The 12,448-nt window shown below is 68.6% G+C and carries 13 protein-coding genes; 5 read left to right on the forward strand and 8 right to left on the reverse strand.

From position 1 onward, the window contains the following. Both SAZ01S_RS08425 and SAZ01S_RS08430 read right to left on the reverse strand, forming a co-directional pair. Nucleotides 1–694 (reverse strand): MipA/OmpV family protein (locus SAZ01S_RS08425; protein WP_139810001.1); only part of this gene is annotated, 694 nt, incomplete at its 3' end. 11 nt (nt 695–705) lie between these two features. Next, nucleotides 706–1,638, reverse strand: a complete 933-nt coding sequence (locus SAZ01S_RS08430; protein ID WP_084581834.1) for an SPOR domain-containing protein — start codon at nt 1,636–1,638, stop codon at nt 706–708. Between the two features lie 132 nt (nt 1,639–1,770). Here SAZ01S_RS08430 and SAZ01S_RS08435 point away from each other — a divergent pair, with 132 nt between their 5' ends. From SAZ01S_RS08435 to SAZ01S_RS08445, 3 genes are read left to right on the forward strand one after another with little or no spacing between them, the layout of a single operon-like run. Continuing rightward, nucleotides 1,771–2,484: an AAA family ATPase gene (locus tag SAZ01S_RS08435; RefSeq protein WP_084581835.1), complete on the forward strand. Its 714-nt coding sequence runs from the start codon at nt 1,771–1,773 to the stop codon at nt 2,482–2,484. 5 nt (nt 2,485–2,489) lie between these two features. Continuing rightward, nucleotides 2,490–2,843: a hypothetical protein gene (locus tag SAZ01S_RS08440; RefSeq protein WP_084581836.1), complete on the forward strand. Its 354-nt coding sequence runs from the start codon at nt 2,490–2,492 to the stop codon at nt 2,841–2,843. A gap of 2 nt (nt 2,844–2,845) precedes the next feature. Then, on the forward strand, nt 2,846–4,069 hold the full coding sequence (locus SAZ01S_RS08445; RefSeq protein ID WP_245824721.1) for an SPOR domain-containing protein: 1,224 nt from the start codon (nt 2,846–2,848) through the stop codon (nt 4,067–4,069). Between the two features lie 4 nt (nt 4,070–4,073). Here SAZ01S_RS08445 and SAZ01S_RS08450 read toward each other — a convergent pair whose 3' ends face one another. Genes SAZ01S_RS08450 through SAZ01S_RS08465 form a run of 4 tightly spaced genes read right to left on the reverse strand, consistent with a single transcriptional unit; the run spans nt 4,074 to nt 7,945 of the window. Further along, the gene (locus SAZ01S_RS08450) at nt 4,074–5,294 is read right to left on the reverse strand and encodes a dihydroorotase (RefSeq protein WP_084581838.1); all 1,221 of its coding nucleotides are present in this window, start codon (nt 5,292–5,294) and stop codon (nt 4,074–4,076) included. Beyond that, entirely contained in the window at nt 5,291–6,280 is a 990-nt protein-coding gene (locus tag SAZ01S_RS08455) for an aspartate carbamoyltransferase catalytic subunit (RefSeq protein WP_084581839.1), read from the reverse strand. Before SAZ01S_RS08455 ends, SAZ01S_RS08450 begins: the two co-directional genes overlap by 4 nt. A gap of 43 nt (nt 6,281–6,323) precedes the next feature. Next, nucleotides 6,324–6,785, reverse strand: a complete 462-nt coding sequence (gene ruvX / locus SAZ01S_RS08460) for a Holliday junction resolvase RuvX (protein ID WP_084581840.1) — start codon at nt 6,783–6,785, stop codon at nt 6,324–6,326. A gap of 56 nt (nt 6,786–6,841) precedes the next feature. After that, on the reverse strand, nt 6,842–7,945 hold the full coding sequence (locus tag SAZ01S_RS08465) for a DUF3089 domain-containing protein (RefSeq protein ID WP_084581841.1): 1,104 nt from the start codon (nt 7,943–7,945) through the stop codon (nt 6,842–6,844). A gap of 147 nt (nt 7,946–8,092) precedes the next feature. Between SAZ01S_RS08465 and gatC the strand changes: the two genes are divergently transcribed. Together gatC and gatA are read left to right on the forward strand one after the other, a co-directional pair. Continuing rightward, nucleotides 8,093–8,380: an Asp-tRNA(Asn)/Glu-tRNA(Gln) amidotransferase subunit GatC gene (gene gatC / locus SAZ01S_RS08470; protein WP_084581842.1), complete on the forward strand. Its 288-nt coding sequence runs from the start codon at nt 8,093–8,095 to the stop codon at nt 8,378–8,380. Beyond that, nucleotides 8,377–9,858 carry an Asp-tRNA(Asn)/Glu-tRNA(Gln) amidotransferase subunit GatA gene (gene gatA, locus SAZ01S_RS08475; protein WP_084581843.1) on the forward strand — a complete coding sequence of 494 codons (1,482 nt, stop codon included), beginning with the start codon at nt 8,377–8,379 and terminating at the stop codon, nt 9,856–9,858. The genes gatC and gatA overlap by 4 nt, the downstream gene beginning before the upstream one ends. A 69-nt stretch (nt 9,859–9,927) precedes the next feature. Here gatA and SAZ01S_RS08480 read toward each other — a convergent pair whose 3' ends face one another. Both SAZ01S_RS08480 and SAZ01S_RS08485 read right to left on the reverse strand, forming a co-directional pair. Then, nucleotides 9,928–11,232: a hypothetical protein gene (locus SAZ01S_RS08480; protein WP_139810002.1), complete on the reverse strand. Its 1,305-nt coding sequence runs from the start codon at nt 11,230–11,232 to the stop codon at nt 9,928–9,930. 117 nt (nt 11,233–11,349) lie between these two features. After that, nucleotides 11,350–12,309: a glycosyltransferase family 2 protein gene (locus SAZ01S_RS08485; protein WP_084581845.1), complete on the reverse strand. Its 960-nt coding sequence runs from the start codon at nt 12,307–12,309 to the stop codon at nt 11,350–11,352. Nucleotides 12,310–12,448 lie beyond the last annotated feature (139 nt).

Consider the following 12,448-nt stretch of genomic DNA (forward strand, 5'->3'; position numbering starts at 1 on the left):
CGCCGGTCAGCCGGTCATAGGCGAGATAGCCGTACAAGCCCCAGCGCGTCGTCAGCTGGCGGATGCCGGTCGCGGCGAGGCCGACGCTGTGCACGGCATTGTCGCCGACCCGGTAGACCGGAATCCCCGCCGCGGTCGCGTCGCGCTGCGAGACGCCGAAATAGGCGCGGCGATACTTCGCGTCGGACAGGTCCATGCGCGGGCCGATCGAGACCAGCCAGCGATCACCGTCGCGTTGGACGTAATCGAGCGCCAGCCGGCTCACCACGCCTTCATGGCCGCCCGCACCCTTGCGCAGCTCGCCATAGGCGCGAATCTGCGGGGTGAGGTAATAGCCGGCGAACACCCCCGGTTCGACCGTGAAGCCGACCTTGGAGACATTGGCGCCGACGCGCTGCGCAGTGCGAGCGCCCTGGAAGCCCACGACGATGCCGGCTTCGAGGCCATGCTTGTCGTAGAGCGCGATATTGGGGTTTTCGTCCGCCGCCTCGAATTCGAATTGCGCGTCGCCGCGGGCGGTGGCGAAGTCGAACAGCGGGCGCACGGTATCGTGGTCCGCGCCGGGATAGCTCGGCAGCGCCTGCGCGCCGATGGCGATGCGGTAGCGGCGCGGCGCTTCGCCCTGGTCGGACTGCGCATGCGCCGGCAGTGCGAACGCCAGCGCCAAGCCTGCACATAAGATCGATCGTTGCATGGAATTCCCCTTCAGTGCTGCATTGCCATGCAGGGCTTGATCGCGCCACAGGCTTTCGTGGCTTCGGCCTGTGAGGGGAAGGGACCGACCAGTAAGCGCGTGAGCTGGCCGGACTTGAGATAATAGGGTTGGCGACCCGGAAAGCGGCTGTGCAGCTGTGCCCAAAGCCGCTCGGCATTGCCGGGGGTGGCGAAGGCGCCCAGCTGCACCCGCCAGGTGCCGGCGGCGCGGACCGGGGCCGTAGCTGGCGTGGTTGTGGCGGCGCGGGCGGGCTTTGGCGGCGGCGCGGCCGGGGCGGTGGCAACGCTCGTATCGGCGCTGATCGCGGGGCTGCCGCGGGGCGGGGAGCTCTTCCGCGTCGGCAGCGTGGTGACCTGCGCCTGGTGATCGTCGGTGCGGGCGAGCAACTCGCCGGCCTGGCGATCGGCAAGCGGTATATACTGGTCCATCTGCGCCAGCGTACGGGTCGCCGGCTCCAGCCCGCCGCCGGCGGCGCGCAGCATCAGCGCATAGGCGCGCACCCAGTTCTTGGCGACCCCGTCGCCGTTGAACAGCATCACGCCGAGCAGATATTGCGCGCGGGGCTCGCCGCGAGTGACGGCGCGCTCGAGCCAGGGCACTGCCGCCTCGCGCTTGCCGTTTTCGAACAGGACCATCCCGTAATTGGCCTCGGCCAGGTCGTGCCCCTGCAGCGCTGCGAGGCGATACCATTTCTCCGCCTCCGCGAGATCGACCGGTACCCCGCGGCCAAGCTTGTACACCTGACCGAGATTATACTGCGCATCGGCATCGCCTTTTTCCGCGGCGGGCCGCCAGTGCCGCATCGCGCCGGCATAATCCCCCCGCTCATAAGCCTCGACTCCCGCCTTCACCGCGGCGGTCTGCGCCAGTGCCGAAGCCGGCGCGGCGATGCTGGCGAGGAGAAACAGGGCCGTCATGCGCATGATGAGAAAATCCCCCTGGAACGATCGTTGCACGCTGTCCTGCGCCTTAGCGGCTCCCGACTCGCCCGTTAACCCGATCTTATCCGCGAACATGCAAGGAAGATGCGGGTTTTGGTGACTTCGAGAGGATGGATGCGCGTCCTGGCGCTGGCTTCGCAAAAGGGTGGATCGGGCAAGACGACCTTGTCCGGCCACTTGGCCGTGCAGGCGCAGCGAAGCGGTGCCGGGCCGGTCGCGATGATCGACCTCGATCCGCAGGGCTCGTTGACCGACTGGTGGAACGAGCGCGACGCCGAACTGCCGGCGCTCGCCCAGACGACCGTCGCGCGCCTCGCCGCTGATATCGAGGTGCTGCGCCAGCAGGGTTTCAAGCTGGTGGTGATCGATACCCCGCCCGCGATCACCCCGGCAATCCTCACCGTCATCCAGGTTGCCGAACTGATCGTCATCCCGACGCGACCGAGCCCGCATGACCTGCGGGCGGTCGGCGCCACGGTGGAGCTGTGCGAGCGTGCGCACAAGCCGCTGCTGTTCGTGGTCAACGCCGCCACGCCGAACGCGCGGATCACCGCGGAGGCAGCGCTGGCGCTGTCGCAGCACGGCACGGTGGCGCCGGTGATGCTGCATCATCGCACCGACTTTGCCGGATCGATGATCGATGGCCGGACGGTGATGGAAGTCGATGCCGGCAGCAAGTCGGCCGCCGAGGTCGAGAGCCTGTGGAGCTATGTCTCGGACCGGCTCGAGAAGAATTTCCGCCGCACCGTGTTCGCCGCCCCGGCCGCTGCGACGCCGTTCGCTGCGACGCGGCCTGCGGGCGGCTTCGGTCGCCGGGTGGTGCGTTGACCCCGATGGACGAGCTGCCCAAGCCGATCGCCGCGCTGAGCGCAGGGTTGCTCGCCCGCAAGGGGCTGGCGCGCAAGCCGGTCCTGATGCTCGCCGAGGAGAACGACACGGCCCCGCTCCAGCCGCTGCCGGAGACGCTGGCCGAGCAGCTCGCCCGCACCGCCCGCGCGACCAAGGGCAGGGCGGCGTTCACGCTTCGGCTCGATGCCGATCGGCGGCTCCGGCTGCGGCTGGCGGCAGCAATCGCCGGCCGCTCGGCGCAACAACTGGTAACCGAGGCGATCGATTCGATGCTGGGCGAGATGGCGGAGCTGGAGCCGCTGGCGCGCCGAATCGCTGCAACCGAAGGACGGGGATGAAGATGAAGCGCCGCCATTTGTTTTCGATCGGCGCCGCGCTGCTGGCGTTGGGCGGCACCGCTGCGACCAGCGTCGTCGTGCGCGGTTCCGCCTTCGCGACGGTCGCCCCCAATGCCAAGAAGGCGGCCCATGAGGCACGTGCGGCGCAGAAGGCGCTGGGTGCGCGCAAGGCCGAGGCGGCGGTCGCCCATGCCGAGCAGGCGGTGGCCAACGATCCCCAGCGCGGCGACTATCGCGCGCTGCTCGGGCAGGCCTATCTGCTCGCCGGCCGGTTTACCGCCGCGCGGCAGGCGCTGCGCGATGCGCTTTCGCTCGATCCGGACAATGGGCGAGTCGCGCTGAACCTTGCGCTCGCCAGCATTGGTACCGGCGATTGGGGCGGCGCGCGCGCGCTGCTCGAGACCCATGCCGCACAGATCCCAGCGACCGATCGCGGCTTGGCGACCGCGCTGGCGGGCGACCCCGGCGGCGCGATCGAGATCCTCGCGCCGGCGGTGCGCGGGTCGGATGCGAGCGCGCGTACCCGGCAGAACCTCGCGCTGGCGCTGGCCCTGGCAGGACGCTGGGGTGAAGCCAAGGCGGTGGCGGCGATGGATGTCGCACCCGATCAGCTCAACGCCCGGCTGATGCAATGGGCGAGCTTTGCCCGGCCGGCCAATGCCTATGACCAGGTCGCCGCGCTGCTCGGCGTGCGGGCGGTGCAGGATGCCGGTCAGCCGGTCGCACTGGCGCTCACCCGGCAGCCCGATGTCGCGGCGCTGGTTCCGGCACCTGCGCCTGCCGCGACTCCGGAACCGGAACCCAGCCCGGTTCCCGTGAACGATCCGATGCCCGCGCCGGTCTTCAAACCTGCCCCGGTCCGCGCCGCAGTGGCAAAGCCGATCAAGCCCGTCGTGCCCAAGGCCGCGCCCGTTCGCACTACGGCCGGCCCCTTTGTCGTGCAGCTCGGTGCCTTCGCCAATGCCGGCGTGGCGCGCGACGCGTGGCAGAAGCTCAATGGCCGCGTGGCCGCGCTTGGCCGTCTCAAGCCGCAGGGCGCTACTGTCCCTGCCGGCAAGGCGAGCCTTTATCGCCTCTCCGTGGGCGGCTTCGCGCGCGCCGATGCCGACGCGCTGTGCCGTGCCGTCCGCTCGGGCGGCGGTACGTGCTTCGTCCGCATGGCGGCGGGCGATGCGGTGGCGAGCTGGTACAAGCCCGCATCTCGCATCGGTCTCGCCGCGCGCTGACCCCTCAGACCAGCGTGCCGCCCTTGTAGAGCTGCAGCACCCGCCCCTGCGTGGGCAGGCGGTCGAACGGCGTGTTGCCGGCGCGCGCGTTCATCTTGCGCGCGTCGATCACCCAGGGGGTTTCCGGATCGAGCACGATCAGGTCCGCCGGCAGGCCCGGCTTGAGCAGCCCGCTCTCCAGGCCAAGGATCTTCGCCGGATGGGCGGCGAGCAGCGCGAACAGCTTGTCGAGGCTCAGCCTGCCGTCGCGCACCAGCGTGAGCGACAGCGCGAGCAGCGTCTCCGCACCGGCCATACCCGGCTCGGCATCAGCGAAGGGCAGGCGCTTGGCTTCGGGCCCGCGTGGATCATGGCCGGAGGCGATCACGTCGATCGTGCCGTCGACCACCGCCGCCAGCGCCGCCTGCCGGTCGCTCTCGTCGCGCAAGGGCGGCGACAGGCGGGCGAAGGTACGGAAATCGCTGACCGCGATGTCCGACAGCAGCAGATGCGCGGGCGTGATGCCGCAGGTCACCGGCACGCCGCGACGCTTGGCGGCGCGGATCAGGTCGAAGCCTGCCGCCGTGGTGACCTGACGGAAGTGCAGCTTGGCGCCGGTCTCTTCAGCCAGCATCAGGTCGCGGGCGATGGCAAGCGCTTCGGCAATTGCGGGTGCGCTGGGCAGCCCGAGCCGCGCGGCGGTCTCGCCCGCGGTCGCGACGGCGCCGTCCGCCAGCCCGCCATCCTCGGCATGAGCGACGACGGTGAGGTTAAGGTCGCGCGCGTAGAGCAGCGCCTTGCGCATCGTGCCGGCATTGGCGATCCAGTGTCGGCCGGTGGCGATGGCGCGGGCGCCGGCAGAGGCGTTGATCGCGATCTCGGCCAGATCCACGCCTTCCAGGCCGCGAGTCGCCGCGGCGAGCGGATGCACCCAGAGCTGCGGCTTGCCCGAAACCGCGGCGCGGCGGACGATGCCGGGATCGTCGAGCACCGGCGACTGGTCCGGCATCAGGCCGACGCGGGCGATGCCGCCGAAGCGGCAGGCGCCCTTGTCGACCGCGAAGACGCCCAGGTCGATCAGTGCAGGAGCAAGTACCTTGCCGGAGACATCGACCACCTCGGCATCGGCTGGCGCATCGATCTGGCCGACTCCCGCGATCGTGTCGCCCTGGACGAGCAGGTCGCCTTCGGAAATCCCGCCCTCGGGGCAGACCAGCTGCGCGTTGCGGAAGAGGATGCTGCTCATGCCCAGCCCTCCACACCGCGCGATCGTCGGGTGAGCACGTCGAGACAGGCCATGCGGACCGCGACGCCCATCTCCACCTGCTCGGTGATCGCACTGCGCTCGGGATGGTCGGCCACGATCGAGTCGATCTCGACACCGCGATTCATCGGGCCAGGGTGCATCACCAGCGCATCGGGCTTGGCCCGGGCGAGGCGTTCGGGGGTGAGGCCGTAGCGCATGTGGAACTCGCGAGTCGAAGGAATGTAGCCGCCGGCCATGCGCTCGTTCTGGACGCGGAGCATCATCACCACATCGGCGCCCTCCAGCGCGGCGTCGAAATCAGTGAAGGGGGTGACGAACATCCGGTCCATCGCCGGCGGCATCAGCGTCGAGGGCGCGACCACGCGCACCTCGGCGGCCAGCGCGGTGAGCGCGAGGATGTTCGAGCGAGCAACGCGGCTGTGGAGGATGTCGCCGCAGATCACCACCCGTTGACCGGCCACCGAGCCGCGACGTCTCCGGATGGTGAGCGCGTCGAGCAGCGCTTGGGTGGGATGCTCGTGCCAGCCGTCGCCGGCATTGAGTACCGGGCAGTCGACCTTGTCGGCGATCAGCCGCACCGCGCCCGAGCTGGCATGGCGGATCACGATCACGTCGGCGCGCATCGCGTTGAGCGTTACGGCCGTGTCGATCAGCGTCTCGCCCTTTTTCACGCTGCTCTGCGCGGCATGCATGTTGACGACGTCGGCACCGAGCCGCTTGCCGGCGATCTCGAACGACAGCAGCGTACGCGTCGAATTCTCGAAGAAGGCGTTGATCTGGGTGAGGCCTTCCAGCCTTTTGTCGCTCTTGGCGCGGCTGCGATTGGCCTCCACCCATTGTTCCGCCTCGTCGAGCAGGAACATGATCTCGTGGGGCTGGAGTCCCGAAATGCCGGTGAGGTGCCGGTGCGGGAAAACGGCGCTGCCCTGTATCTGGGCACCGGGGCGATGATCGGAGGTGTGCATTAAAGCCGCCGCCTAAGCCCTGCGGCGGCGCCGCGCAAGCCGGTCAGACGTTCACCAGCCCATCGATCGCGCCTTGCAGAATATAGGCGGCAGCCATCTTGTCGATCAGCTCGGCGCGCTTGGCGCGGCTGGCGTCCTGTTCGATCAGTGTCCGTTCCACCGCGACGGTGGACCAGCGCTCGTCCCACATCAGGATCGGCAGGCCCATGTCCTCGCAATTGCGGGCGAAGGCGCGAGTCGACTGGGTGCGGGGGCTGTCGGTGCCATCGAGGTTGAGCGGCAGGCCGATCACCATGCCCACTACCTGCTGCGCGGCGATCAGTTCGGCCAGCGCAGCCTTGTCCTTGGTGAACTTGGAGCGGCGGATCAGCTGGGCCGGGCTCGCAAAGCTCCAGCCGGCGTCGCAGAGCGCGGTGCCGATCGTCTTGGTGCCGACATCGAGGCCGATCAGGCGGCCGCCTTGCGGCAGGGCGGCGCGGAAATCGCTGGGGGCGGTGGTGATCACCCCGCGGCTATAGGGGAGGCGGGGCGGGGCTGCAAAGGTCTCCCCGCCGCCGCCCCTCAGGGCTTGTAGGCCGCCAGCCGCCGCGCCGCATCCGCGCGGACATTGGCCCAGAACAGGCTGTAGTCGAACACGTGATAATTGTTTCCCGGCAGCACATATTGGCCGAAGTCGGGCGGGGCGGTGCCGATCTTGAGGATGCCGCGTCCGTCGCAGCGCGCCGGCACGCGGCCGGGCTCGAGATGCGCCGATTGCAGGTTCAGGTCCGGGATCAGCGAGCCGAGATTGGCGCTGGCAGGTGCCGAGTCGTTCGGCTTGCCGGTGAGCGGGTTGGTGCAGAGCATCTTGGTGCCGCCGCGCGGCTTGCCGGTGAAGCCGGTGGTGGCATCGAAGGTGTCGATGATCAGCGCGGGGTCGGCCGGTTCGGCGAAGCTCTGCCACGAAAGGATGCAACCCGCCTGGTTCGGCCCGGTACAGGCGGGAAGACCCATCTTCGGCAGGTCGGCGGTCAGCGAGACCGGCCAGCCCACGACATAGGCCGCGACCACGCGCCGCGCGATCGGGGTGCCCGCGACTCGCTCGCTGAGCAGGCGGGCGAGGTGCAGCGCGCCCTGGCTGTGCCCGGCGAGGATGATTGGTCGATCGCCCGCTTCGTGCAGAAACTCCTCGAACGCCGCCGCGACGTCGCGATAGGCGAGATCGAGCGCCTTCTGCGCCTGAGCCTTGCTGGTCAGGAACGCGCCGAAGGTCGCTTGGCGATAGCGCGGCGCCCAGATCGCGGCGCTGGCGTTGAACGCGCTCGCCTGGCCGCGCAGGAACAGCTCGGCGCGAGCATTGGCGTCGGGGTTGTCGAGCGGCGCGTTCCACTGCTTGGTATCGAGGAACGATGTCGGGTGAATGAAGAACAGCGCGGCCGCGGGACTGGCCGCTGCGCTCTGGCCAGCGGGGGTCCACAGCGCCGGGTTACCCGGTTTGTCGGGCCGCGCGATCCACATGTCCGCCATCGCATAGTCGCGTGGCGACACCGGCTGCAGATCGGCGACGTCTCCGGCCGGCACCAGGAACTGGCGCATCAGCTGGATGCCGTAGAGCCGATAGGCGAACATGGACGCAACGCCGAGCATGATCAGGATCGCAACCGCATAGATAAACTTTCGGGCCAATCGGCCTCTCCATTGTGCAATGCAGCATAAACGGGCGGCGACGCAATCGCGTTCCGGTGAGTGTTGCGTGCGAAGGATGCAACCGCAAGTGCCGATCGGCGATGCGGGCGCTTGAAGGGGCGGGGTTCGGCTGTTAGGCGCAAGCGCATGTCCGTAGACACCGCAACCGTGAAGAAAGTGGCGAACCTGGCGCGCATCGCGATCAGCGACGCCGACGCCGAGCGCCTGGCGCCCGAACTCAACAACATCCTGGGCTGGATCGAGCAGCTCGGCGAAGTCGACACGCACGATGTCGCGCCGATGACTGCCGTGATGCCCAACACGCTGCGGCTGCGGCCCGACGTGATCACGGATGGCAACCAGCGCGACGCGGTGCTGGCGAACGCGCCGCAGGGCGAACATGGCTTCTTCACGGTTCCGAAGGTGGTGGAATGAGCACGCTGACCGATCTGGGCGTCGCCGCCATCCGCAACGGCGTGCGCGACGGTGAATTTTCCGCGCGTGAGGTCGCCGAGGCGTTCAACACCGCCGTCGCCGGGGCCGACGCGCTCAACGCCTTCATCGTCAAGACTCCCGAGCATGCGCTCGCTGCCGCCGATGCGGCCGACAAGGCGCGCGCCGCGGGCGAGACGCTCAAGCCGCTCGCCGGCGTGCCGATCGGCATGAAGGACCTGTTCGCCACCAAGGGCGTGCAGACCACCGCCGCCAGTCACATGCTGGAAGGCTTCAAGCCGGTCTATGAATCGACCGTCTCGCACAAGCTGTGGGAAGCCGGTGCCGGCATGCTCGGCAAGCTCAATCTCGACCAGTTCGCGATGGGCTCGTCGAACGAGACCAGCTATTTCGGCAATGTCATCTCGCCCTGGCGGCGCAACGATGGCGGCAACACGCCGCTGGCGCCGGGCGGCTCCTCGGGCGGCAGTTCGGCGGCGATCGCGGCACGGCTCTGCCCGGCGGCGACCGGCACCGACACCGGCGGCTCGATCCGCCAGCCGGCAGCGTTCACCGGCATCTCGGGCATCAAGCCGACCTATGGCCGCTGCTCGCGCTGGGGCGTGGTGGCGTTCGCCTCCTCGCTCGACCAGGCAGGCCCGATGGCACGCGACGTGCGCGACTGCGCGATCCTGCTCGAGGCGATGACGGGCTTCGATCCCAAGGACTCGACCTCGCTCGACATGCCCGTGCCGCAGTGGGAAGCGGGCCTTTCCGCCGATCTGCGCGGCAAGCGTGTCGGCATCCCGGCCGAGTACCGGATGGACGGCACGCCGGCCGAGATCGAGGCACTGTGGCAGCAGGGCATCGACTGGCTGAAGGACGCGGGCGCCGAGATCGTCGAGGTCAGCCTGCCGCACACCAAGTACGCGCTGCCGGCCTATTACATCATCGCGCCGGCCGAGGCCTCGTCGAACCTCGCCCGCTATGACGGCGTCCGCTACGGCCTGCGCGATCTGGCCGAGGGCCAGAACCTGCAGGACATGTACGCCACCACCCGCGCTGCCGGCTTCGGCGACGAGGTGAAGCGCCGTATCCTGATCGGCACCTATGTGCTGTCGGCCGGCTTCTACGATGCCTATTACACCCAGGCGCAGAAGGTCCGCACGCTGATCGCGCGCGACTTCGACAATGCCTGGAGCCAGTGCGACCTGCTGCTCACCCCGACGGCACCAAGCGCGGCGTTCGGGCTGGGCGAGAAGGTCGACCCGCTGGCGATGTACCTCAACGACGTGTTCACGGTGCCGGCGAGCCTTGCCGGCGTGCCCGCGATGAGCGTGCCGGGCGGGCTGGACGCAGCGGGCCTGCCGCTGGGGCTGCAGATCATCGGCAAGCCGTTCGACGAGCAGGGCGTGCTCAACGCCGGTCTGGCGATCGAGCAGCGTGCGGGCTTCACGGCGCGTCCGCAGGCTTGGTGGTAAGCGCCGGCCTGGCGGCAAGAATGTAAAGACGAGGGGGGCGGTGGCGCAGGCCACCGCCCCCTTTTTGCGTCAGGCTTCGGCGGTGCGGGCGGGCCGCAGCTTGCGATACAGCCGATAGGCGGTGTCGACGCCGAGATAGAGCAGCGGCAGCAGCACGATATAGCGGTAGCGCGGCACCGGCTGGGTGATGATGTACGGCAGCACCGGCACGAGCGCCATCGCTGCGAGGTAGATCAGCCGCGTCCGCCAGGCGAACAGCGCGGCGAACGCGCCGACCAGCCCAAAGGCGCTGAACGTCCAGAGCAACGCCTGGCGAAGGACGACGCTCCGCTCGAGATGGCCGGTATAGATGCCCCACTGCCAGCTCGGCGGAAAGTAATATTGGATCAGGTGCTTGGCGCACAGGCGGGCAAAGTCGCCGGGGTGCGCGCGAATCCATGCCTTGGTCTCGTCGCCCATCGCGTTGGCATAGACGAGCTCGCCGCCCATGGCCTGCATGCGGTTGAACGCCGCCTGGCTCTCCAGCGGGTGGATTTCGCGCAGGCGCCCGACGAAGATCTCGCGTTCCGGCTTGCCCAGCGCGGCGGGGTGGTTGCCGATCGCCAGCTCCAGGCCGAAATTGCCGCGCAGCGGCAGGAAGCGGCCAAAGGCCTCATAGTTGCGGATCGTCCAGGGCGTCAGCACCGCGATCAGCAGCGCCGTCACCAGCGCGCCGTGGCCGATCCAGCTCCGCGGCGGCGCCTTGCGCAGCAGCAGCAGCCCGATGATCGCATAGGCGGCAAGGCCCAGCGCGGGGTTGATGAAGAACAGCAGCGCCGCCGTCAGGCCCAGCCAGAAAGTGGTGCGGAATTTCAGCGTGCTGCCGGTATCGGCCTGCAGCGCGATCAGTAGCACGATCGTGCCGAGCAAGGTCGCCAGACCGCCTTCCCAGATCCGGAACACCGTCGTTTCGAGCTCGGGATGGATCGGCACCAGTGCGAAGATTGCCAGTGCGACCAGCCGCGGCGGCCGCGGAATGCCTGCGATGCCGGCGGCGCGATAGAATAGCGCCCCCGTGCCGAGGGCAATCGAGATGGCGACGAGCGCCAGGATCCACTCGGACAGCTCGGTACGCACCCCGAACAGCCGATAGACGGTGCCGGCAAACATCGGCAGAATGGGGTTTAGATGCGTGGTGAGGCCGCTGCCGCGCCCGAACACGTCGCCGATCGTGCCGTCGCGCGCGAACGAGAGGGCGACATTGGCCGCCTCGCCCAGCGCATATTGCGTGCCGCGTGCGACGAGCTTCCACACCCGGAGAAGAAATCCGACCAGCAGGATCGCTGCGGGCAGATAGCGGGCGTAGCGGTGTTCCAACAACGCTTGCAGTTTCACGACGTCATCCCCCTTGTCGATTCCGTTCTTTCGGGCGGCACCGCGGCGGCGGCGACGTCCGTCGCCTGCCGCGCGGCGCATCGAAACCGCCTGCCGCGGCAGGTGGAGGTCATTCCATCAGGCGCGGGGCGCCGGTACGCCGAGATAGGCCAGTCGCCGTACTTCGCGCCGGCCGCGCACCACCGTGTCCAGGATCAGCCCGGTGAAGATATTCAGCAGCCCGACGATCGCGAGGCCGGTGACGAGCACTGCCGTCGGCAGGCGCGGGACCAGGCCGGTCTGGGCATAGGTGATCGCCAGCGGGATCGCGAGCAGCAGCGCGAGCAACATGGCGACGCCGCCCAACAGGCCGAAGAACAGCACCGGACGCTCGATGCGGAACAGGTTCACGATCGTGCGCAGAATCCGCCAGCCGTCGCGATAGGTCGACAGCTTCGACGTCGATCCCTCGGGCCGCGCGGCATAGTTGGTGACGATCTCCGACACCGGCATGCGCAGCTCGAGCGCGTGGATGCTGATCTCGGTTTCGATCTCGAAGCCGGCCGACAGCACCGGGAAGCTCTTCACGAAGCGCCGCGAGAAGACGCGGTAGCCCGAAAGGATGTCGGTGAAGCTACGGCCGAACAGCTGGGCGAGCATGCCGGTCAGCATCGCATTGCCGAAGCGGTGGCCGCGGCGATAGGCCAGCTCGATCTCCGACTTGCGCGCGCCGACGACCATGTCGAGCTGCTCCTCGATCAGGCGGTTGACCAGCTCGGGCGCGGCATCGGCGTCATAGGTGAGGTCGCCGTCGGACAGGACGTAGACGTCCGCCTCGACATCGGCGAACATGCGGCGGACGACATTGCCCTTGCCCTGCATGCGCTCCGAGCGCACCACCGCGCCAGCTTCGGCCGCGACCTCGCAGGTCCGGTCGCGGCTGTTATTGTCGTACACATAGACGGTGGCTTCCGGCAGCGCGGCGCGGAAAGCCGCGACGGTACGGCCGATTGCTACTTCTTCATTATAGCAAGGAAGCAATACGGCGATTTTTAATCCAGAAAACCGTCCGGCGCCCGTGGTGTCTTGCGGCGACATGGTGCTACCCCCGATACTTCGCATGCCAGAAAAGCGATATTCTCCGGCTGCGTAGTGGATCGCACTACGTTGTGCAATGCCGAACAAACTCGCCAAACAGGCCGTTCGGCGCAGGCTGAACCGGGGCGGGACAGCCCTT

The organism is Sphingomonas azotifigens NBRC 15497 (genome assembly GCF_002091475.1).
GTDB classification, from domain to species: domain Bacteria; phylum Pseudomonadota; class Alphaproteobacteria; order Sphingomonadales; family Sphingomonadaceae; genus Sphingomonas; species Sphingomonas azotifigens.

Bases quoted from the DNA above. Each gene is read 5' to 3' on its own strand.
- SAZ01S_RS08485 (WP_084581845.1), bottom strand. From the start codon at position 12,309: ATGTCGCCGCAAGACACCACGGGCGCCGGACGGTTTTCTGGATTAAAA.
- gatC (WP_084581842.1), top strand. From the start codon at position 8,093: ATGTCCGTAGACACCGCAACCGTGAAGAAAGTGGCGAACCTGGCGCGC.
- SAZ01S_RS08455 (WP_084581839.1), bottom strand. From the start codon at position 6,280: ATGCACACCTCCGATCATCGCCCCGGTGCCCAGATACAGGGCAGCGCC.
- SAZ01S_RS08435 (WP_084581835.1), top strand. From the start codon at position 1,771: ATGCGCGTCCTGGCGCTGGCTTCGCAAAAGGGTGGATCGGGCAAGACG.
- SAZ01S_RS08445 (WP_245824721.1), top strand. From the start codon at position 2,846: ATGAAGCGCCGCCATTTGTTTTCGATCGGCGCCGCGCTGCTGGCGTTG.
- SAZ01S_RS08450 (WP_084581838.1), bottom strand. From the start codon at position 5,294: ATGAGCAGCATCCTCTTCCGCAACGCGCAGCTGGTCTGCCCCGAGGGC.
- gatA (WP_084581843.1), top strand. From the start codon at position 8,377: ATGAGCACGCTGACCGATCTGGGCGTCGCCGCCATCCGCAACGGCGTG.
- SAZ01S_RS08430 (WP_084581834.1), bottom strand. From the start codon at position 1,638: ATGCGCATGACGGCCCTGTTTCTCCTCGCCAGCATCGCCGCGCCGGCT.
- SAZ01S_RS08440 (WP_084581836.1), top strand. From the start codon at position 2,490: ATGGACGAGCTGCCCAAGCCGATCGCCGCGCTGAGCGCAGGGTTGCTC.